The organism is Pseudomonas sp. Irchel s3a10 (assembly GCF_900187525.1).
Lineage (GTDB): Bacteria > Pseudomonadota > Gammaproteobacteria > Pseudomonadales > Pseudomonadaceae > Aquipseudomonas > Aquipseudomonas koreensis_G.
In genome coordinates this window covers 614,941-634,445 of sequence record NZ_FYDR01000002.1, presented here as the reverse complement: position 1 = coordinate 634,445, position 19,505 = coordinate 614,941, and the positions used below count along the sequence as shown (strand labels likewise).

The following is a 19,505-nucleotide window of genomic DNA, read 5'->3' as shown; positions in this document are numbered from 1 at the left end:
CACAGCAATGTCGCGTTCGCTGGCCCACGCTAAAGTGAGTTCGGGTCAACCCTGACTCGCCACCCCGCGCCAAGGAGCAATACATGCGCACGCTCGTTTTCAGCAGCCAGACCTACGACCGCGACAGTTTCCTCGCTGCCGCCTGCCCGGCCGGGCTGGAACTGTATTTTCAGCCGGCCCGGCTCAGTCTCGACACCGCCGCCCTGGCCGAACAGCATGAGGTGGTTTGCGCCTTCATCAATGACGACCTCAGCGCGCCGGTGCTGGAACGCCTCGCCGCCGGCGGTACGCGACTGATCGCCCTGCGCTCGGCGGGCTACAACCATGTCGATCTGCCCGCGGCAAAACGCCTCGGGCTGGCCGTGGTGCGGGTGCCGGCCTACTCGCCGCATGCGGTGGCCGAACACGCGGTGGCGCTGATTCTGGCGCTTAACCGGCGTCTGCACCGCGCCTACAACCGCACCCGCGAAGGCGATTTCACCCTGCACGGTCTGACCGGGTTCGATCTGGTGGGCAAAACCGTGGGGATTGTCGGCACCGGGCAGATCGGCGTGACGTTCGCGAAAATCATGCACGGTTTCGGTTGCGAATTGCTGGCCTACGACCCGTACCCAAACCCTGAGGTCGTGGCGTTGGGCGCACGTTACCTGAGTCTGCCGGAGCTGCTCGCGCAGTCGCGGATCATCAGCCTGCACTGCCCGCTCAACGCCCAGAGCAAACACTTGATCAACCGCGAATCACTGGCGCACCTGCAGCCGGGGGCGATGCTGATCAACACCGGACGCGGCGGGCTGGTCGACACACCGGCACTGATCGATGCCCTGAAGGACGGTCAATTGGGCTATCTGGGACTGGATGTGTATGAAGAAGAGGCGCAGCTGTTTTTCGAGGATCGCAGCGACTTGCCGTTGCAGGACGACGTATTGGCGCGGCTGCTGACCTTCCCGAACGTGATCATCACCGCGCATCAGGCGTTTCTGACCCATGAAGCGCTGGGCGCGATTGCCGCGACCACCCTGCACAACATCGCGACCTGGGCCGCAGGCGCGCCGCAGAACCAGGTCGAAGGTTGAAGGCTTGCCGGTTTACTTCGGCGACAGCGACGAGGCCAGGATCAGCAACGCCAGCCAGCCAAAACCGAAAAAGCGCTGCTTCATCGAATGACCGTTACGCAGCAGGAACCAGACGAAGACCATCGGTAGCAAGAACACCATGATCTTCAACCAGCCTTCCACCGGCCGCGAACCGTCGGCGTTGGGCTGAAGTTGAGGTGCGGGTTCCGGTTGCCGACGGCGGCGACCGACCGCCGCCGGTGAAACGCGCGGCGCAGGCTCAGGGGCTGCTGGCGGGATAAACGCCTCGGGCACGGATTTGTTGCGCGGCAGGCTGCCAAATGAAATCGTCGCGGCGGCGGCTTGCGCCGGTGTGTGCTCGTGCTGCTGCGCCATCGGAGCACCACAATGAATGCACGCCTTGGCTTCCGAGCTGATGCTCCGCTTGCATTCATAACATTCGATCAGCGCCATGTTCCGTTCCCTCAGAGTGAAGGGCGGCAGTTTGCCATGAGCGCCGGAGGATTTGAACCGGATCGAAGGTCGCACGCGTACGCCATCCTGCAATCCAGCCCGTGCTAGCATGTCGCGCAGATTTGGAGGACCCATGGTCGAACACGATTTCCGCTACACCCTGATGAACCCGCAACACACCCTCACCGAATGCCGCGCCCTCGTACCGGGCCGCTATCAGGTCACCGGCAACGGTGGCTCGATCCGCAACGGTGACGTCCTGTTGGTCACCCTCAAAGGCAGCAAGGACTTGTCCATGCGCCTGACCGTCGACACCGTGCGCCACCTGATCAATCCGCCGGGCCAATGGACCGCGATGACCACCGGCCCGGTATTCGGCGAACTGGCGATCCACACCTGGCAGGTCAACTGCGACAGCTGCGCCAAAGAGCTGAACTTCGAGTTCGCCGTGGACGCCAAGCTGGGCAAGACTGCCGAGCAGCCGGCCGCCACGGCGCGCATCGCCGAACTGGGCTGGAAAGCCGTCGGCGACAAGCACCTGTGCCCGAAATGCCAGGAGCCCGCGTGATGAAACGCCTTGCCCTGCCGCTGCTGGTCGGTGCCGCTCTGGTGGGCTGCGCCGCAGAGCCTGTGCAATTGCAGCAGAACCGCAGCTACATCCTGGAGTGGATCGGCGAGCGGCCATTGATGGATTACAGCCATCTGACCGTGACCCTCGGTGACGATGGCCGCGCGTACGGCAATGGCGGCTGCAACCACTGGTTCGCGCCGTACACCCTCGACGGTGACAAGCTGAGCTTCGGCCCGATCGGCAAGACCCGCAAACTCTGCGCCCCGGCACTGATGGAGCAGGAACAACGCTTCCTGCAGGCGCTGCAAGGCGTTGAGCGCTGGGACATCTCGCCAATCGAGCAGATGCGCTTCTGGCCGGCGCAAGGCAAGCCGTTGCGCTGGTGGCTGGAAGAGGGCTGATCTTTTTTCTGAACGCCAGTTACTGTGGCGAGGGAGCTTGCTCCCGCTCGGCTGCGCAGCAGTCGCACAACCGTTAACCGCGCATTGCCGCAGACACGAGTCAGCAGGGTTTGGGGCCGCTTCGCGCCCCAGCGGGAGCAAGCTCCCTCGCCACAAAAGCCCATTCAACTCACTTTGTCGCCTGCAACGCCTCCAGCTTGGCCATCACCCCCGCCGCCGTCTGCTCGCCCATCAACTGCTCACGCACCTTGCCCTTGTTGTCGATGATGTAAGTCACCGGCAAGGCCTCACTGCGCGGCAGGTCGAACAGGTCCGCCGGATCCTGCGCCAGCACGGTGAATTTGATGCCCAGTTTCTCGCTGGCGCTCTTCAGGTCTTCACCCTGGACGTTGTCGAAGTTGACCCCGAACACACCCACGTTCTTGCTCTTGAGTTCGTCAGCCAAATGATTGAGCTCCGGAATTTCCGTGCGGCACGGGCCACACCATTCGGCCCAGTAATTGATGACTACCCATTGCTTGTCCAGACGCTCGGACGCGACCTTCTGACCATTCTGGTCAATGCCGTAGTCATTGCCGCAGCCCCCCAGCATCAACGCCCCGATTATCGTCAATGCCGCTGCCAATCGCCGTGTCATGTCATGTTCCCTGGTCAAAAATTGAAGGCGCCTGCGACCCATCGCCTCTGAAGGTTCTGGATTGCGCGCTGCACAGTTAGAATAGCCGCCACTTTACGCCAGAAGCGACCCGCCATGACCGATCTGACGCTTTATCACAATCCGCGCTGCTCGAAATCCCGCGGCGCGCTGGAACTACTTGAGGCCCGCGGCCTGACCCCGAACGTGGTGCGTTACCTGGAAACGCCGCTGAACGCCGCGCAGATCAAGGCCTTGCTCGGCAAGCTGGGCATCAGTGCACGGCAACTGCTGCGCAGCGGAGAAGATGAATACAAAATGCTTCAGCTGGCTGACGAAAGCCTCAGCGACGCGCAATTGATCGACGCCATCGCCCAGCATCCAAAACTGATGGAACGGCCGATTCTTGAAGTCGGCGACAAAGCCGTTATCGGTCGCCCACCGGAGCAGATTCTGGAGTTGCTGCCGTGAGCGCGCCGTACATTCTGGTTCTGTATTACAGCCGCAATGGTTCGACCAACGAGATGGCCCGGCAGATTGCCCGCGGCGTCGAACAGGCCGGCCTCGAAGCGCGCCTGCGTACCGTGCCGGCAATCTCCACCGAGTGTGAAGCAGTGGCTCCGGACATCCCGGAAGAAGGCGCGCTCTACGCTACCCTCGATGACCTGAAGAACTGCGCCGGCCTCGCCCTTGGCAGCCCGACGCGTTTCGGCAACATGGCCGCGCCGCTGAAGTACTTCCTCGACGGCACCAGCAACCTGTGGCTGACCGGCGCGCTGGTCGGCAAACCGGCTGGCGTGTTCACCTCCACCGCCAGCCTGCACGGCGGTCAGGAAACCACCCTGCTGTCGATGATGCTGCCGCTGTTGCACCACGGCATGCTGATCACTGGCCTGCCGTACAGCGAGTCGGCACTGCTGGAAACCCAGGGCGGCGGTACGCCGTATGGCGCCAGTCATCATGCCGGGGCCGATGGCAAGAAAGGTCTCGATCAGCACGAGATGGCGCTGTGTCGCGCACTCGGCGCACGCCTGGCCAAGACCGCGCAAAAACTGGAGGGCTGAGGGTGGCGAAGAAGCCGAAAGTCCTGCCCTCCGTCGAGTGGCTCGAACCCCGCGTCAAGGCGATGCGGGTCATCAGCCTGTTGTGCTTCTTCGGCCTCGCCGGGCTGCTCGCCGCTTACTACCTGCTGTTCGCCGACCTGCACGGCGCCCGACCGTGGGTGATCCTGCTGGTCGAGCTGATCCCGTGGCTGATCCTCGCGCCGGGGATGCTGATGGGCAACGCGCGTGCGCACTCGTGGATGTGTTTTGTGGTGAATCTGTATTTCATCAAGGGCGCACTGGCAGCGTATGACCCGAACCGGCAACTGTTTGGCGTGCTGGAGATGGCCGCGAGCCTGGCGCTGTTCTGCTCAGCGCTACTGTATGTGCGGTGGCGGTATCAGTTGAATCGCAAGCTGGCGGGCGAAGGCGAGATTTCCGTCGCCTGAGCTGACGCCTTCGCGAGCAAGCCCGCTCCCACAGTTTTTGTGTCGATCACAGAATTTTGTGTTTCAACAAGAATCCTGTGGGAGCGGGCTTGCTCGCGAATGGAGCGCTGCGGTCTTAATGATTGACGGTGTACGCGAGCATCATCGAAATCTGGCTCATCGGCCGCCCGCCACTTTGCTCATGCCACTGGTTGAACGCATTCTGCACAATCGCCAGATCGCGCAAACTGGTCGGCACTTTGTCGACGATCTTCTGCGCATTCAGCGCGGCGACCACGTCATAGCTCGGCACAAATGTGTCCTTGCCGACCATGCGCAAGAAGCGCGGCGCCGACAGTCCGCCCAACTGACTCCCGTGCTTTTTCAGGTAGGTCCACAGACCGACGATATCGGTCACCGGCCAGTCAGCGATCAGCGCGCCGAAACTGCCCTTGTCCTTTTCCACATCGAGGATGAACTGTGCATTGCGCGGCACGCTCTTGAGCTTGCCCAGGTGGCGGATGATCCGCGCGTCCTGCATCAGGCGTTCGAGATGCTCGGCGCTCATCAGCACGACTTTTTCGGGGGCGAACTTGAAGAACACTTCTTCAAAGGCCGGCCACTTGGCGTCCACCAGGCTGTGCTTGAGACCAGCGCGAAACACGCGCAGGGCCATGGTCGAGAGGTAACGATCGTCGCTGATCTTGCGCAATTGCGCGGGGGTCTTGGGAACGGGCAGATGGGCTTCCAGTTCAGCCGCCGAACCGAAGCGGTTCAGACAGTATTCGTGCAGCCACTTGTAATCGCGCATGCCCTCTCCTATTGAATGAAACGAAAAACCAATGTGGGAGCGGGCTTGCTCGCGAAGACTGAGTGTCAGTCGGCGCATATAGCGACTGATACACCGCCTTCGCGAGCAAGCCCGCTCCCACAGGGACAGTGTTTACAGATTGACGACGTTAACGAAGCGCGAAGCCGCGGTCTCGTCGATCTTCAGGCTGGTGAAGTCGAACAGATTGCGGTCGGCCAGTTGCGACGGCACCACGTTCTGCAGACTGCGGAAGATGCTTTCAGTTCGGCCCGGAGTCTTGCGCTCCCAGTCCTGAAGCATTTCCTTGACCACCTGACGCTGCAGGTTTTCCTGCGAACCGCAAAGGTTGCACGGGATGATCGGGAATTCCTTGAAGTCCGAGTAGGCCTGGATGTCTTTCTCGTTGCAGTAGGCCAGCGGACGGATCACCACGTTGCGCCCGTCGTCGGCGCGCAACTTCGGCGGCATCGCCTTGAGGGTGCCGTTGAAGAACATGTTGAGGAAGAACGTCTCGACGATGTCGTCACGGTGGTGACCGAGGGCCATTTTGGTCGCGCCGATTTCGTCGGCAAAGGTGTACAGCGTGCCGCGACGCAGGCGCGAGCACAGCGAGCAAGTGGTCTTGCCTTCCGGCACCAGCTCCTTGACCACCGAATAGGTGTCCTTCTCGACGATGTGGTACTCGACGCCCAGTTCTTTCAGGTAGGCCGGCAGCACGTGCTCGGGGAAGCCCGGCTGCTTCTGATCCATGTTCACCGCGACGATCTCGAACTTGATCGGTGCAACCTTCTGCAGGTGCAGCAGCACGTCGAGCATGGTGTAGCTGTCCTTGCCCCCGGACAGGCAGACCATGACCTTGTCGCCGTCTTCGATCATGTTGAAATCGGCGACCGCTTCGCCGGCCAGGCGGCGCAGGCGCTTTTGCAGTTTGTTCTGGTTGACCGTAAGAGTGCCCATGACGCGAAATCCGTGAGGTGTGACGAAAGGCGGGCATTTTACGCAAAAACCCACCGGCGGCGCAGCATCCTGACGGACGCACCCTGTAGGAGCTGCCGAAGGCTGCGATCTTTTGATTGTAAAAAACCAGGATCAAAAGATCGCAGCCTTCGGCAGCTCCTACAGATGCAACTGCGATTACGCTCCGCATTTAAAGCGCAATTTGCTCTAAGCCCCTAGTCCCTGTGCGGTTAAGTCCTTTCTATACTGCGACATAAGGTCGCACACATCTGAAGACCTGAATTTGCTCGGCCACCTTGGCCCGTAGGCGCTCCGCTGGGGGGCGATGGCAATAACAAGAGGAGTGACTGGCATGATCCATCACGTAGTGGGACTTTTTACCCACCCTGATCAGGAATGGAAGGAAATCCGTGGCGACCAAGAGGAAAGCATCAGCCACATGTACCTGACGCACACGCTGATTCTGGCGGCGATTCCGGCGGTTTCGGCGTTTATCGGCACCACGCAAGTCGGCTGGGTGATCGGCAACCGCGCACCGGTGATGCTGACCTTTGAAAGCGCACTGTGGATGACCATCATGTCGTACCTGGCGATGCTCGGCGGGGTTGCGGTGATGGGCGCCTTCGTGCACTGGATGGCCCGCACTTATGACGCCAACCCGAGTCTGGCCCGTTGCGTGGCATTCGCCACCTACACCGCGACGCCGTTGTTCGTCGGCGGGCTGGCGGCGCTGTATCCGCACATGTGGCTGGGGATGATCGTCGGCACGGCGGCCATCTGTTACACGGTGTACCTGCTGTATGTCGGGCTGCCGACGTTCATGAACATTCCGTCGGACGAAGGCTTCCTGTTTTCTAGCTCGGTGCTGGCGGTGGGTCTGGTGGTGCTGGTGGCCATCATGGCGTTCACCGTGATTGTCTGGGGCCTCGGCGTGGGGCCGGTGTATACCAACTGACATGTTTCACCCCCGAGAAAAACAAGATCTGCCAATACAGGCCGCCGCAAGGCGGCCTTCTCGTTTGGCGGATGACCATTCGGCAGGTCAGCGATTCGCAAGTCCCAGAGGTTGCGGCATACTCGACGCCTCTGGAGATCCATCAAGCATGCCCGAGCAACTCAATACCCGCGTCGAAGACTGTTACCAACTCGCTGAAGCCTTTTTCAAACGTCATTTCCAACGCCCCGTCGTCAGCCTCAAGCTGCGCGGGCAAAAAGCCGGTGTCGCGCATCTGCACGAGAACCTGCTGCGCTTCAACCCGCAGCTGTACCGGGAAAACACCGAACACTTCCTCAAGCAGACGGTGGCCCACGAAGTCGCGCACCTGATCGCCCATCAACTGTTCGGCGACCGCATCCAGCCGCATGGCGAGGAGTGGCAACTGATCATGCGCGGGGTTTACGAGCTGCCGCCGGATCGTTGCCACACCTATGCCGTCAAACGCCGCAGCGTGACCCGCTATATCTACAAATGCCCGTGCGCCGACAGTGATTTTCCGTTTTCGGCGCAGCGTCATAGCCTGGTGCGCCAAGGGCGACGTTACTTGTGCCGGCGCTGCCGCAATACCTTGGTGTTCAGTGGTGAGATGCGGGTGGAATAGTCGGTTTGGTGTTGTCGCCGCCGACGCCTTCGCGAGCAAGCCCGCTCCCACATTTTGAAATGCATTCCCCTGTGGGAGCGGGCTTGCTCGCGAAGAGTCCGGCACAGCCGCTAAAGAATCACCCTGGTCGCACGCAGTTGAGCAATCCGCTCAGGGCTAAACCCCAACTCCCCCAACACCTGCTCCGTATGCTGCCCCAACCCCGCCCCTACATGTCGCGGCGCCGGCAGCGCCTCGGAAAACTTCAGCGGACAGGCAATCTGCGCCTGACTGGAACCGTCGCCGCGCGGCACCTGGGTCACCAGCCCGCGCGCCTGCAACTGCGGATGCTGCACCGCCTCGCTCAGGTTCAAGACCGGTTCGACACAGGCATCGACCCCGGCGAACAGCTCGCACAGCTCGGTGAAATCATGCTTCTCGAACTCGATTTTCAGCGCTTCCTTCAAGGCGCGCTGCTGTTCAGGCCTGGGTGACAAGCCCTGCGCCGCCAACTCCGGCCGGCCCAACGCCTGACACAGTTGCTGCATGAACCCCGGCTCCAGACTGCCCACCGACAACCAACGCCCGTCGCGCGAACGGTAGTAGTCGTAGAAGCTACCGCCATTGAGCATCTGCTCTTCCCAATGCGGCTCCTCGCCACAGGCCAGATACCCGGCGCCAGCCATGGCGTTCAGGCTGAAGGCGCAATCGGTCATGCTCACGTCCAAGTGCGTGCCCTGCCCGGTCCGCTGCCGGGCGATGACCGCCGCCAGCAGGCCGATCACCCCGTGCAACGATCCGCCCGCCACATCCGCCACCTGCATGCCCAGCGGCAACGGCCCGCTGTCGGCGCGACCGGTGTAGCTGGAGAGCCCGGCCAGTGCCAGATAGTTGATGTCATGCCCGGCGCGATCCTTGTAAGGCCCGGTCTGGCCGTAGCCGGTGATCGACACGTAAATCAGCTTCGGATTGATCGCCTTCAGCGCCTCGTACCCCAGGCCCAGACGCTCCATCACACCGGGGCGAAACTGTTCCAGAACGATGTCGTAGTCGCCCAGCAACTGCCTGACCACCTCCAGCGCTTCCGGCTGTTTGAGATCCAGCGCCAGGCTGCGCTTGTTGCGATTGAGGTAAGCGTGGCTGGCCGACACACCTTGATCGTGCGGCGGCAACACCCGCAGCAGATCCAGGCGCGTCGGCGATTCGATGCGCAGCACTTCGGCGCCCATGTCCGCCAGCAGCAGCGAGGCGAACGGCCCTGGCAACAAGGTAGAGAAATCGAGAATCTTCAGTGAGGCCAGCGGTGCGGACATGGGCGATCTCCTTGGGCGATGTACTCAGCCTAGGCAGCGATGCCGCGCACGGCAATCACCGGATGCATCAGCGGCAGTGACCGTAAAGCTCAAATCGCAGGCAATAAAAAACCTGCCGAAGCAGGTTTTTCAGAACACCTGTGGCGAGGGAGCTTGCTCCCGCTGGGTCGCGAAGCGGCCCCCTCTTCAAAGAAGGGCCTGCTGCGCAGTCCAGCGGGAGCAAGCTCCCTCGCCACAAGGTATTACCAAATTGCAGTTACTTCACATTGCTCGGGGTTGGGCCTTCAGCCACACCCAGGTCATCTTCTTCACGCTCATCGGAGATACCGCGACCGCCAGAAGCCAGCTCGGCTTGCAGCACGTCGGTGTCCAGCTCTTTCACCCACTTGGCGACAACGATGGTCGCTACGGCGTTACCGACCAGGTTGGTCAGGGCGCGGGCTTCGGACATGAAGCGATCGATACCCAGGATCAGCGCCAGACCGGCCACCGGCAGGTGACCTACGGCCGACAGGGTGGCGGCCAGCACGATGAAGCCCGAACCGGTCACACCGGCGGCGCCTTTGGAGGACAGCAGCAATACCAGCAGCAGGGTGATCTGGTGAGTGATGTCCATGTGGGTGTCGGTCGCCTGAGCGATAAACACAGCCGCCATGGTCAGGTAGATCGAAGTACCGTCGAGGTTGAACGAGTAACCGGTCGGGATCACCAGACCCACCACGGATTTCTTCGCGCCCAGACGCTCCATCTTGATCAGCATGCGTGGCAGTGCCGATTCCGACGAGGACGTGCCCAGTACGATCAACAGCTCTTCACGGATGTAACGCACCAGTTTAAACACGCTGAAACCGTGAGCACGGCAGATCGCACCCAGCACCACCACCACGAACAGCACGCAGGTGATGTAGAAGCAGATCATCAACTGGCCCAGTTGCACCAGCGAGCCAACGCCGTAGGCACCGATGGTGAAGGCCATCGCGCCGAAAGCACCCAGCGGCGCCAGTTTCATGATCATGTTGATGATGTTGAACATCACGTGGGCGAAGCGATCGATCATGTCCAGCAGCGGACGACCGTACGAACCCAGGCGATGCAGGGCGTAGCCGAAGATCACCGAGAACATCAGCACTTGCAGGATGTCACCGGTGGCGAATGCGCCGACGATGGTGTTCGGGATCACGTTAAGCAGGAAGCCGACGATGCTCTGGTCTTTACTGGCCGTCACATAAGTGGCGATTTTCGAGGCGTCCAGGGTGGTGACGTCGATGTGCATGCCGGCGCCCGGTTGCACAACGTTGACCACGATCAGACCGATCAGCAGGGCAATGGTGGAAACGATTTCGAAGTACAGCAGCGCGTAGCCGCCAGTCTTGCCCACCGATTTCATGTTCTGCATGCCGGCGATACCGCTGACAACGGTACAGAAAATGATCGGGGCGATGACCATTTTGATCAGTTTGATGAACCCGTCACCCAGTGGCTTGAGGGCCACACCGGTCTGTGGGTAGAAGTGACCGAGCAGGATGCCGATGGCGATGGCAACGATCACCTGGAAGTACAGGGATTTGTAGAGTGGCTGACGAGTCGTCATTGCAAATTTCCTCAAGAGTCCCACGGGGCAACATCCATCTGTTGTCCGCAAAACCTTAAATTGCGAACCCTCCTGCACTGGAGGGATTTGTTGTTGGAACGGCGCTTTTCCTGGTGGATAAACGCACGCTTCTATCGCTCTTATCGCAAACGCCGTGCCACTTTGGTGCAAATGGCTGCAAGCCTTTTGATATCAGGGGATGCGCAGTTTTTTTTGTCACTGCCCGGTGACGCGAGTGTGGCGGATTTCCGCCAACTCGGCGGATCTCGTCCTACAATTTGGCGGAAATCCGCCTTGTTGCCTTGCGCATGCCCCGGCTACCATCCGGCGCCTGAGGAAGGATCTGCCGCTTATGCGCGAACGTACCATCGCCAGTCATTTCGCCCGTGCCGCCCTCGGCGGCGCACGCCGTTCGGGGTTCGACTATGCGCCGCTGCTGCAGCAACTGGGCATCAGCCCGGAGTTGCTCGATGAGCCACGGGCGCGCATCGCCCCGGAGCAATTCACCCAACTGATCCAGAGTCTGTGGCTGGCGCTGGATGACGAATACCTGGGCTTTGGCAACGCGCCGAGCAAACCCGGCAGTTTCGCGATGATGTGCCACGCTCTGATCCACTGCCGGAATCTGGAGAAGGCACTGCAGCGCGGTTTAATGTTTTATAGCCTATTCCCCGAAGCCCCGCGCCTGAGCCTGAGTCGCGAAGACGAATGGGTGCGCCTGAGCCTCGATGACTCGCAGTTATGGGACCCGGATCACTTCCTCAGCGAGAGCCTGCTGGTGATCTGGCATCGTCTCGGCAGTTGGCTGATCGGCCAGCGGATTCGTCTGGAGCAGGCCACCTTCAGTTACTCGAAACCGGCGCACGGTGCCGAATACGACCTGCTGTTCCCCTGCCCGCTGGTGTTTTGCGCCGAGCAGAGCAGCCTGCTGTTTCACAGCCGCTATCTGTCGATGCCGCTGTTGCAGGACGAACGCACCCTCAAGCACTTTCTCGAACGCTCGCCCGCCGACCTGCTGTCACGGCCGGACGACGGCGACAGCCTCAGCAGCCGCCTGCGCCGCTTGCTCAGCCGCGACAGCGCGCACTGGCCGGACCTGGAAGCGGTGGCCGCGCACCTGCACATCAGCCCACAAACCCTGCGTCGGCATTTGCGCGAAGAAGGCACCAGTTTTCAGGAATTGAAGGATCAGTTGCGCCGCGACATCGCGATTTATCACCTGGGGCGGGCGAATCTGTCGTTGCAGCAGATTGCCGAGCAACTGGGGTTTTCCGAACCGTCGGCGTTTCACCGGGCGTTCAAGAAATGGACGGGGCTGACACCGGGGGCGTATCGGGCGCAGGAGCAGTAAGACCTGCGGTGAACTGACTGGCGCCATCGCGAGCAGGCTCACTCCTACATTTGAAATGCATTCCCCTTGTAGGAGTGAGCCTGCTCGCGATGACGTCAGAACAGCCAACACCTAAACCGCAGGAAACTGAATCCTGAACGCCGCCCCGCCCATCGGCGAATCCCCGAGCATCAGCTTGGCGTTGTAGCTCTCGATGATGTCCTTGACCACCGCCAGGCCGATACCCTGCCCCGGATGCTGACGATCCAGACGTTCGCCACGCTCGAGAATCCGCGCGCGCTGATTCGGTGGCACGCCCGGACCGTCGTCTTCGATGCACAGCTCGATACCCGCGAGGGTCTCGCGCACGCTGATGCGCACTTCGCCCAGGCACAGGCGATAGGCGTTTTCCAGCAGGTTGCCCATCATCTCGAGCAGCGCGCCCTGCTCGATCGGCACATAGCATTGTTCCGGCAGATCGAAGGCCACTCGAACGTGTTTGTCGCGGTAAACCTTGTCCAGCGTGTCGCACAGGCTCTGGAGCACCGGTTGCAGCCGCACCTGATGGCGCACCAGACCGCTTTTGCGCAGGCTGGCCCGTTGCAGTTGATAGCTGATCTGCTGACTCATGCGTTCGATCTGGGTTTGCAGCACCCAGGCCTGATCGCGATCTTCCGGGCGTTGCGCCATGTCCTCACTGACCCCTTGCAGTACCGCCAACGGGGTTTTCAGGCTGTGCGCCAGATCATCGAGAGAATCCCGGTAACGGCTGCGCTGCTGGCGTTCGCTGTGCAGCAAACGGTTGAGCGAGCCGGTCAGGCGCAGCAGTTCGCGCGGGTGCTGTTCGGTGAGACTTTCGCGGGTGCCGCTTTCGATTTCGTCGAGCTCCTGACTGAGCCGGCGCAGCGCCTTGAGGCCCCAGGTCAGGCCGATCCACAACAGCGCCAGCAGCACCAGCAATGCGGCGCCGAAGCCCAGATAAAGATTTTCGCGCAGGCCTTCGAGGGTGTTTTCGTATTCGCGCACCGGTTGCAGGGCGACGATACTGAACGCGGCACTTTTACCGCCGAGCAGTTTGACTTCGACGTCGTAGACGAAGAACTCCTGGCCGCTGGCTTCACGGATCCGCGCGAACTCGTTGCCGAGGCCGTCGTAACGCGGTTTGTAGTTGATCTGCTCTTCCTGAGTGGCTTTCGATCGCCAGACCAACTTGCCGTCGCGGTCGTAGATATAGCCGAGCAAGCGGAAGTCGGTGAGGTTGAAGCGCTCATCCGGCAACTGCGAGGGCATCACCAAATGACCATTCTCCACCCGTGCGGCGGAGATCAGTGTGGTGACGTCCGAGGCCAGGCGTTGCTCGATCGAATCCTGCAACGCGAGGCTGAACGCACCCTGCATCGCCGGCAGCAAGGCGAGCATGAACAACACCGCCAACGTGGTGGCGGCAAGCATCAAACGAACGCGAAGGGAACGGATCAAGTGCAGCGCTCATTGAACAGATAACCGAGACCGCGCACGGTGTCGATCGGTTTGAACCCGCCCGGGCCTTCGAGCTTGCGGCGCAGGCGGCCGACCAGCACTTCGATGACGTTCGGATCACGCTCGTCGTCATCCGGGTAGAGTTGTTCCATCAGGCGATCCTTGGGCACCACTTGCTGGTGGTGGCGCATCAGGTATTCGAGGATGCGGTATTCGTAGGCGGTCAGCGCCAGCGGCTGTTCATCCAGCGACGCCTGCTTGCGATTGAGGTCCAGCAACAGCGGCCCGGCGACGATGGTCGACTGGGTGAAGCCACTGGAGCGGCGCAGCAAGGCATTCAGGCGCGCGTCGAGTTCCTCGAACTGGAACGGCTTGACCACGTAGTCGTCGGCCCCTGCGGCCAGGCCTTCGACCTTGTCCTGCCAGTTGCCGCGCGCGGTGAGGATCAGGATCGGAAAGGTCTTGCCGCTTGAGCGCAACTGCCGGATCAGGTCCAGACCGCCCATACCTGGCAGGCCGAGGTCGATCACCGCCAGATCGAAGTTGAACTGTCCGGTCTGGTACAGCGCCTCTTCGGCATTGGCCACGGACTCGACCACGTGACCGCTCTCCGTCAGGCGGGTTTGCAGGTGATGGCGCAACAGCGCTTCATCTTCGACGACCAACAGTTTCATAACGCTCTCCCGGGTAAATCAAAAACTCCAACAACGCAGCTGTGGGAGCGGGCTTGCTCGCGAAAGCAGTGGATCAGTCAACCCGGATGTCAACTGACACATCGCCTTCGCGAGCAAGCCCGCTCCCACACTGGATCTGGCGGCAACGCCTTAGAAAGCGTAGTTCGCCGACAGATAAGTCTGGGCGCTGCTGGTCAAGTCCAGCGAGCCTTGTTTGCTGCCACCGCTCTCTTTCATTTCAGTGCTGGCGTTGCTCATCAAGTAACGGTAACCGAGTTCGACCGAAACATTCTGCGCCACCTGTTGCAGTACACCGAACTGGCCACCGACGGCGTAACCGATGTCGCTGTCACGGCTGTAGCCTGGCGAGTCCTGAGTCAGCTTGGTCAAACCGGCCGTTGCACCGCCGAACAGTTTGGTGCTGCCGCCCACTGGATAGAACAGATCGTAGCTGCCCAGCAGGTTTTCCTGGCGCAGTTTAATGCCATTGTGCGAACCGGACACGTTGTCGTAAGTCGCGTAGTAACGACCTTGCGAGTTTTGCTGGCCGAGGCGCACGCCGTAAGTGTTGTTGCCGTCAATTGCGCCGCTGGCGTCCGGGTGGCCAAGGTTGTCGTTTAGCGCGTGGGACTTTTTGACCTTGTCACTGCTCTGGCCGAACGTCAGGCCGGCAAAGTTGCTGGTGTCATCGGCGTGTGCCGCAATGCTTGAGCCCAACAAGGTAAAAGCCAGCAGCAGTTTGTTTAGATGATTCATCGCGTTTCCTCTTTCACATTGCTGTTTGGGTATGGCGCAAGGTTACTGACCGGCCCCTGTACCGCCCCTGAACACTCTCTGAACCTGCGCTGAATCAAATCGACTAGGCTGTCCTGACCACTTTCGATAAGGAGACCGACCATGCGCCTGTTCCTCGCCCTCGCCTTGCTCGCTGCCAGCAGCCTGGCCAACGCCGCGATCAAGACTCAGGAGATTCCCTACCAGAGCGCCGACGGCACCAGGCTGATCGGCTACTACGCCTACGACGACGCGATCAAGGGCAAACGCCCGGGCGTGGTGGTGGTGCACGAATGGTGGGGGCTGAACGATTACGCCAAGCGTCGCGCCCGCGATCTCGCCGAACTGGGCTACAGCGCGCTGGCGATCGACATGTATGGCGAAGGCAAGAACACCGAACATCCCAAGGATGCAATGGCGTTCATGCAAGCCGCGACCCAGGATGCCGCGGCCTCCAGCAAGCGCTTCGAGGCCGGGCTGAACCTGCTGAAAAAGCAGCCGCAGACCGACGTCAATAAAATCGCCGCCATCGGTTACTGCTTCGGCGGTGGCGTGGTGCTCAACGCCGCGCGTCAGGGCGAGCCACTGGCGGGCGTGGTGAGTTTCCACGGTGCGCTGGCGACCACCACCCCGGCGACGCCCGGCAGTGTGAAGGCGAAAATTCTGGTCGAGCACGGTGCGCTGGACAGCATGGTCACTCCAGACAACGTCACCGCATTCAAATCCGAGATGGACAAGGCCGGCGCCGACTACACATTCGTCAGCCTCGACGGCGCCAAGCATGGTTTCACCAATCCGGATGCCGATCGTTTGAGCCACGGTGAACACGGTGGCCCGGATATCGGTTACAACAAGGCGGCCGATGAAAAATCCTGGGCGGACATGAAGGCGTTCTTCCAGAAAATCTTTGGCTGATCCACATCCACCCTGTAGGAGCTGCCGCAGGCTGCGATCTTTGCTTTTTAAGATCAAGATCAAAAGATCGCAGCCTTCGGCAGCTCCTACAGGGTCAGCGCCGCCAGATACAGGATTTGGCTCTACCCAGCATCCGCGCCAACCGGCAAAATGCCCGCCATGAATTCCAGCCCGCCCCTCCCCGCCTGCTGCACCCCGCTCGACGCCCACTGGCCGTTGCCCAACGTGTTGCCCGAGACCGTGCTGCTCAGCACCCGTTTCGACCCGAAGCAACTGCTGGGCGATGACTTCCAGCGCAGCGCCATCGAAGCGCCGCCGAGCATTCAGCGCTCGGTGGCCAAGCGTCAGGCCGAGTTTCTCGCCGGGCGGATTTGCGCCCGGGCTGCGCTGCAGCAACTGGAAGGCTCAAGCGTGATTCCGCCGATTGGCGAAGACCGTGCGCCGGTGTGGCCGGCGCACATTTGCGGCTCGATCACCCACAGCACCGGGCGTGCAGCGGCGATTGTCGCCAATAAACAGCACTGGCGCGGCTTGGGCATGGATCTGGAAAACCTGCTCGACAGCGACCGCGCCGAACGCCTGGCCGGGGAGATCCTGACGCCGGCGGAACTGCAGCGCATGGCCGCCGGCTCGCAGGAGCAACTGGGGTTGTGCGTGACCCTGACGTTTTCGGTGAAAGAGAGCCTGTTCAAGGCCCTGTACCCGATTGTGCAGAAGCGCTTTTATTTCGAGCACGCCGAGGTGCTGGAGTGGACGGAGCAGGGGCAGGTCCGGTTGCGTCTGCTGACTGACCTGTCTGATGAATGGCGTCATGGCACCGAGCTGGAGGCGCAATTTGGGGTGCAGGATGGGCAGTTGTTGAGTCTGGTCAGCATTCCGGCCTGAGGATTTTTTGGCGACTGTTGCGCCGCTTTCGCGAGCAAGCCCGCTCCCACAGGGGATTGCATTTCAAGGGTGGGAGCGGGCTTGCTCGCGAAGGCGCCCTCTCTGCTGACACAAAACTCAACGGCGCTCCTGATTCCTCGGCCAGCTCAGACTGAAGCAAGCCCCACCCAGGCTCTTGCTCTTGTTGATCAGCGCCCGACCGTCATGCCAGTGAATGATCCGCCGCACAATCGACAACCCCAAGCCATGCCCGCCCGACGCCCGGGTGCGGCTGTCATCCAGACGCAGGAACGGCGTGAAAATGCGCTCCCACGCCGACTCCGGCACACCCGGCCCGTCATCCTCGACGTCCACCCGGCAGCGCAACTGCCCGACCTGATAACTCACCGTGACTTTCGAGCGCGCATGGCGCATCGCGTTGCTCACCAGATTCTGCAACGCCCGATGCAGGAAGCGCGGCTCGGCCTCGACCCAGGCGCCGTCGTTATCCGCAGCGGACAGACACAACCCGCGCTGCACCGTGACCTCGGCACGCAACGGCGCCAGTTCTTCGATCACCTGATTGACCAGCGCATCAAGGTCGATGCGTTGAAAGGTCAGTGCCGGCGAGCCTTGCTCCAGACGCGCGTAAGTGAGCATTTCGTCGACCAGCTTATCGAGATCCTCGATGTCGTGGTCCATGCCCTCACGGTACTTTTCCAACGCCTGCGGGGTGGTGGCCGAGCCGATCATCTCCAAACCGAAACGCAGGCGCGCCACCGGCGTGCGCAGTTCGTGGGACACCGCACGCACCAGCTCGCGCTGGATCGCCAGCAACTGCTGCAAGTGCTCGGCCATGCCGTTGAACGCCGCCGCCAGCCGCCCCACCGAGTCAGCACCGCGGGCCGGTACGCGGGTTTCCAGGCTGCCCTTGGCGATGCGTGTGGCTGCGGCTTCGAGACCACGCAGACGCCGCTCGAGCTGACGCACCAACAGGTAGACGATCAGCCCGATCAGGCTCAGGCCGAGGGCCGCAATCAGCACCAGCCATTGCGGCGGGTACGGATTCATCTGATACAGCGGGCCGATCTCCAGCACCCACGGCGTGCCGACCATGCCGGCAAACACCCGGATCGAATCCCCGCCCTTGCCCAGCGCCATTACCGTATCGCCCTCGGACACGCGACGGCTCTGGTCTTCATCCATGTCGGCTTCGTTGACCGTGACCAGCCGCAGATCGAAACCGAAGCCCTTCTCTTCCTTTAACTGCGCCAGTCGCCTGGGCTGTTCGCCGACCGGCACCCGCACCAGTTCATCGGCCAGCAGGTAAATAGTCGCACGCGCCAGTTGCTCGCTGATCTGCTGCACGTCGCCGGTAAGCACCAGTTGCTCTTTATCGCTGACCATTTTGTAGACCCGCGCCGCATGCGGGCCGGTCTGCTCCACCAACGCCTGGCCGCGCTGCACCCGAGTGCGCTGGGACAAGTCCAGACCGGTCTCGGAGAACGTCTTCAGTGCCAACGGAATTCCCAGCAGACGCTCCCAGACCAATAACGCGCGATGGCGCTCGGTTTGGTTCATCGGTTGCAGGTTGTCGGCCATCAGCGAGAACGTGCCGTGGGCCAGACGCTCGCGGTATTGCTCGCTGCGCACCTGATTGAGCAGGTGCAGCGCCAGCACCCCGAGCACCGCCACCAGAATCAGCGCCGCGCACATGCCGCCATAGATGCGCAGGAAGATCGAATTCACAGGGCCAGATCCACGCAGGCTTCAGGGACGAACAGATAGCCTTTGCTGCGGATGGTCTTGATCAGGCGCGGATGGTCGGGGTCGTCGCCGATTTTCGGGCGGATGCGCGAGATGCGTACATCGATCGAGCGGTCCTGGCCGTCGTAGCCGATGCCGCGCAGCGCGGTGAAGATCTCTTCGCGGGAGAGGATCCGCCCGGCATTCGACACCAGCAGCCAGAGCAAATCGAATTCGGCGCTGGTCAGTTCGATACCGCTGTCGCCGAGCCAGGCTTCGCGCAAGGCGTTGTCCACCACCAGTGGGCCGAATTGCAGGCGACGGCTTTTTTCCGCGATCGGCTCGGCTGTGTCGCTGCGGCGCAGCAAGGCCTGGATCCGCGCGAGCAACAGCCTTGGACGCACCGGTTTGCACACGTAATCGTCGGCACCGAGGTCGAGGCCTTGAATCTGGTCAGCGTCGTCAGTGCGCGCGGTGAGCATCAGGATCGGCCCGTCGTAACGGTCGCGCACCTTGCGGCAAATGCTCAGGCCGTCTTCACCGGGCAGCATCAGGTCGAGGATCACCAGGTCCGGCTGCTCCTTGATGATCCGCGCCGCCGCCAGCGCGCCGTTGCCTTCGATCTCCACGCGCAATCCATTGGCTTGCAGGTATTCGCGGGTGAGTTCGGCCAGACGCTGGTCGTCCTCGACTATCAATACCTGCCAGGCTTCTTGCTCCACCGGTGACCTCTGCTTGCTGTTTTTATTAATAAGGAAGAATGCTCGGCCTGACTCGATTCCCCTGTGGGAGCGGGCTTGCTCGCGAAGACGGCGGCATGGTCAACATGAACATTGCCTGACCCACCGCTTTCGCGAGCAAGCCCGCTCCC

At 61.5% G+C, this 19,505-nt stretch carries 22 protein-coding genes; 11 read left to right on the top strand and 11 right to left on the bottom strand.

The genetic code is table 11. The features are described from left to right. Nucleotides 1-83: 83 nt before the first annotated feature. Complete coding sequence (locus CKW11_RS08420) at nucleotides 84-1,073, top strand: 2-hydroxyacid dehydrogenase (protein WP_095137160.1); 990 nt, start codon at nucleotides 84-86, stop codon at nucleotides 1,071-1,073. 12 nt (nucleotides 1,074-1,085) lie between these two features. Here CKW11_RS08420 and CKW11_RS08415 read toward each other — a convergent pair whose 3' ends face one another. Further along, nucleotides 1,086-1,526, bottom strand: coding sequence for a hypothetical protein (locus CKW11_RS08415; protein WP_095137159.1), 441 nt, complete (start codon nucleotides 1,524-1,526; stop codon nucleotides 1,086-1,088). Between the two features lie 133 nt (nucleotides 1,527-1,659). On the opposite strand from CKW11_RS08415, the gene CKW11_RS08410 reads away from it, so the two are divergent. Next, nucleotides 1,660-2,094: a hypothetical protein gene (locus tag CKW11_RS08410; RefSeq protein ID WP_095137158.1), complete on the top strand. Its 435-nt coding sequence runs from the start codon at nucleotides 1,660-1,662 to the stop codon at nucleotides 2,092-2,094. Then, nucleotides 2,094-2,498 (top strand): META domain-containing protein, encoded by a 405-nt coding sequence (locus CKW11_RS08405; protein ID WP_047599708.1) that lies wholly within the window; start codon nucleotides 2,094-2,096, stop codon nucleotides 2,496-2,498. Before CKW11_RS08410 ends, CKW11_RS08405 begins: the two co-directional genes overlap by 1 nt. Before the next feature lie 169 nt (nucleotides 2,499-2,667). On the opposite strand, the gene CKW11_RS08400 is transcribed toward CKW11_RS08405, so the two are convergent. Further along, entirely contained in the window at nucleotides 2,668-3,135 is a 468-nt protein-coding gene (locus tag CKW11_RS08400; RefSeq protein WP_027612297.1) for a TlpA disulfide reductase family protein, read from the bottom strand. A gap of 114 nt (nucleotides 3,136-3,249) precedes the next feature. Here CKW11_RS08400 and arsC point away from each other — a divergent pair, with 114 nt between their 5' ends. From arsC to CKW11_RS08385, 3 genes are read left to right on the top strand one after another with little or no spacing between them, the layout of a single operon-like run. Beyond that, entirely contained in the window at nucleotides 3,250-3,603 is a 354-nt protein-coding gene (gene arsC, locus CKW11_RS08395; RefSeq protein ID WP_095137157.1) for an arsenate reductase (glutaredoxin), read from the top strand. Then, nucleotides 3,600-4,196: an NAD(P)H:quinone oxidoreductase gene (gene wrbA / locus CKW11_RS08390; RefSeq protein ID WP_095137156.1), complete on the top strand. Its 597-nt coding sequence runs from the start codon at nucleotides 3,600-3,602 to the stop codon at nucleotides 4,194-4,196. The genes arsC and wrbA overlap by 4 nt, the downstream gene beginning before the upstream one ends. Before the next feature lie 2 nt (nucleotides 4,197-4,198). Further along, nucleotides 4,199-4,624, top strand: a complete 426-nt coding sequence (locus tag CKW11_RS08385; RefSeq protein WP_095137155.1) for a DUF2069 domain-containing protein — start codon at nucleotides 4,199-4,201, stop codon at nucleotides 4,622-4,624. Nucleotides 4,625-4,739: 115 nt separating this feature from the next. Here CKW11_RS08385 and CKW11_RS08380 read toward each other — a convergent pair whose 3' ends face one another. Further along, a complete protein-coding gene (locus CKW11_RS08380; RefSeq protein ID WP_095137154.1) occupies nucleotides 4,740-5,414 on the bottom strand; it encodes a DNA-3-methyladenine glycosylase I in 675 nt (224 codons plus the stop codon). 132 nt (nucleotides 5,415-5,546) lie between these two features. After that, nucleotides 5,547-6,371, bottom strand: a complete 825-nt coding sequence (gene ttcA, locus CKW11_RS08375) for a tRNA 2-thiocytidine(32) synthetase TtcA (protein WP_007968702.1) — start codon at nucleotides 6,369-6,371, stop codon at nucleotides 5,547-5,549. A 352-nt stretch (nucleotides 6,372-6,723) separates the two neighbouring features. Here ttcA and CKW11_RS08370 point away from each other — a divergent pair, with 352 nt between their 5' ends. Together CKW11_RS08370 and CKW11_RS08365 are read left to right on the top strand one after the other, a co-directional pair. Further along, the gene (locus tag CKW11_RS08370) at nucleotides 6,724-7,326 is read left to right on the top strand and encodes a Yip1 family protein (protein ID WP_016773629.1); all 603 of its coding nucleotides are present in this window, start codon (nucleotides 6,724-6,726) and stop codon (nucleotides 7,324-7,326) included. A 148-nt stretch (nucleotides 7,327-7,474) separates the two neighbouring features. Next, nucleotides 7,475-7,969: a SprT family zinc-dependent metalloprotease gene (locus CKW11_RS08365; RefSeq protein WP_041067555.1), complete on the top strand. Its 495-nt coding sequence runs from the start codon at nucleotides 7,475-7,477 to the stop codon at nucleotides 7,967-7,969. A 110-nt stretch (nucleotides 7,970-8,079) separates the two neighbouring features. Here CKW11_RS08365 and CKW11_RS08360 read toward each other — a convergent pair whose 3' ends face one another. Both CKW11_RS08360 and CKW11_RS08355 read right to left on the bottom strand, forming a co-directional pair. After that, nucleotides 8,080-9,261 carry a CaiB/BaiF CoA-transferase family protein gene (locus CKW11_RS08360; protein ID WP_095137153.1) on the bottom strand — a complete coding sequence of 394 codons (1,182 nt, stop codon included), beginning with the start codon at nucleotides 9,259-9,261 and terminating at the stop codon, nucleotides 8,080-8,082. A gap of 256 nt (nucleotides 9,262-9,517) precedes the next feature. Then, the gene (locus CKW11_RS08355; protein WP_095137152.1) at nucleotides 9,518-10,852 is read right to left on the bottom strand and encodes a dicarboxylate/amino acid:cation symporter; all 1,335 of its coding nucleotides are present in this window, start codon (nucleotides 10,850-10,852) and stop codon (nucleotides 9,518-9,520) included. 352 nt (nucleotides 10,853-11,204) lie between these two features. Between CKW11_RS08355 and CKW11_RS08350 the strand changes: the two genes are divergently transcribed. After that, complete coding sequence (locus CKW11_RS08350; RefSeq protein WP_095137151.1) at nucleotides 11,205-12,203, top strand: AraC family transcriptional regulator; 999 nt, start codon at nucleotides 11,205-11,207, stop codon at nucleotides 12,201-12,203. 111 nt (nucleotides 12,204-12,314) lie between these two features. Here the strand turns inward: CKW11_RS08350 and CKW11_RS08345 are convergent, their stop codons facing one another. The 3 genes from CKW11_RS08345 to CKW11_RS08335 all read right to left on the bottom strand — a co-directional run bounded on the left by CKW11_RS08345 (nucleotide 12,315) and on the right by CKW11_RS08335 (nucleotide 15,091). Beyond that, the gene (locus CKW11_RS08345; protein ID WP_095137150.1) at nucleotides 12,315-13,661 is read right to left on the bottom strand and encodes an ATP-binding protein; all 1,347 of its coding nucleotides are present in this window, start codon (nucleotides 13,659-13,661) and stop codon (nucleotides 12,315-12,317) included. Next, nucleotides 13,658-14,335, bottom strand: coding sequence for a response regulator transcription factor (locus CKW11_RS08340; protein WP_095137149.1), 678 nt, complete (start codon nucleotides 14,333-14,335; stop codon nucleotides 13,658-13,660). The genes CKW11_RS08345 and CKW11_RS08340 overlap by 4 nt, the downstream gene beginning before the upstream one ends. A 150-nt stretch (nucleotides 14,336-14,485) precedes the next feature. After that, nucleotides 14,486-15,091, bottom strand: a complete 606-nt coding sequence (locus CKW11_RS08335; protein ID WP_095137148.1) for a hypothetical protein — start codon at nucleotides 15,089-15,091, stop codon at nucleotides 14,486-14,488. 141 nt (nucleotides 15,092-15,232) lie between these two features. On the opposite strand from CKW11_RS08335, the gene CKW11_RS08330 reads away from it, so the two are divergent. Together CKW11_RS08330 and CKW11_RS08325 are read left to right on the top strand one after the other, a co-directional pair. Then, nucleotides 15,233-16,024 (top strand): dienelactone hydrolase family protein, encoded by a 792-nt coding sequence (locus CKW11_RS08330; protein ID WP_095137147.1) that lies wholly within the window; start codon nucleotides 15,233-15,235, stop codon nucleotides 16,022-16,024. 159 nt (nucleotides 16,025-16,183) lie between these two features. After that, a complete protein-coding gene (locus CKW11_RS08325) occupies nucleotides 16,184-16,909 on the top strand; it encodes a 4'-phosphopantetheinyl transferase (RefSeq protein WP_095137392.1) in 726 nt (241 codons plus the stop codon). 117 nt (nucleotides 16,910-17,026) lie between these two features. Here CKW11_RS08325 and CKW11_RS08320 read toward each other — a convergent pair whose 3' ends face one another. Next, nucleotides 17,027-18,637 carry an ATP-binding protein gene (locus tag CKW11_RS08320; protein WP_095137146.1) on the bottom strand — a complete coding sequence of 537 codons (1,611 nt, stop codon included), beginning with the start codon at nucleotides 18,635-18,637 and terminating at the stop codon, nucleotides 17,027-17,029. After that, nucleotides 18,634-19,356 carry a response regulator gene (locus CKW11_RS08315; protein WP_095137145.1) on the bottom strand — a complete coding sequence of 241 codons (723 nt, stop codon included), beginning with the start codon at nucleotides 19,354-19,356 and terminating at the stop codon, nucleotides 18,634-18,636. Before CKW11_RS08315 ends, CKW11_RS08320 begins: the two co-directional genes overlap by 4 nt. Nucleotides 19,357-19,505: the final 149 nt, after the last annotated feature.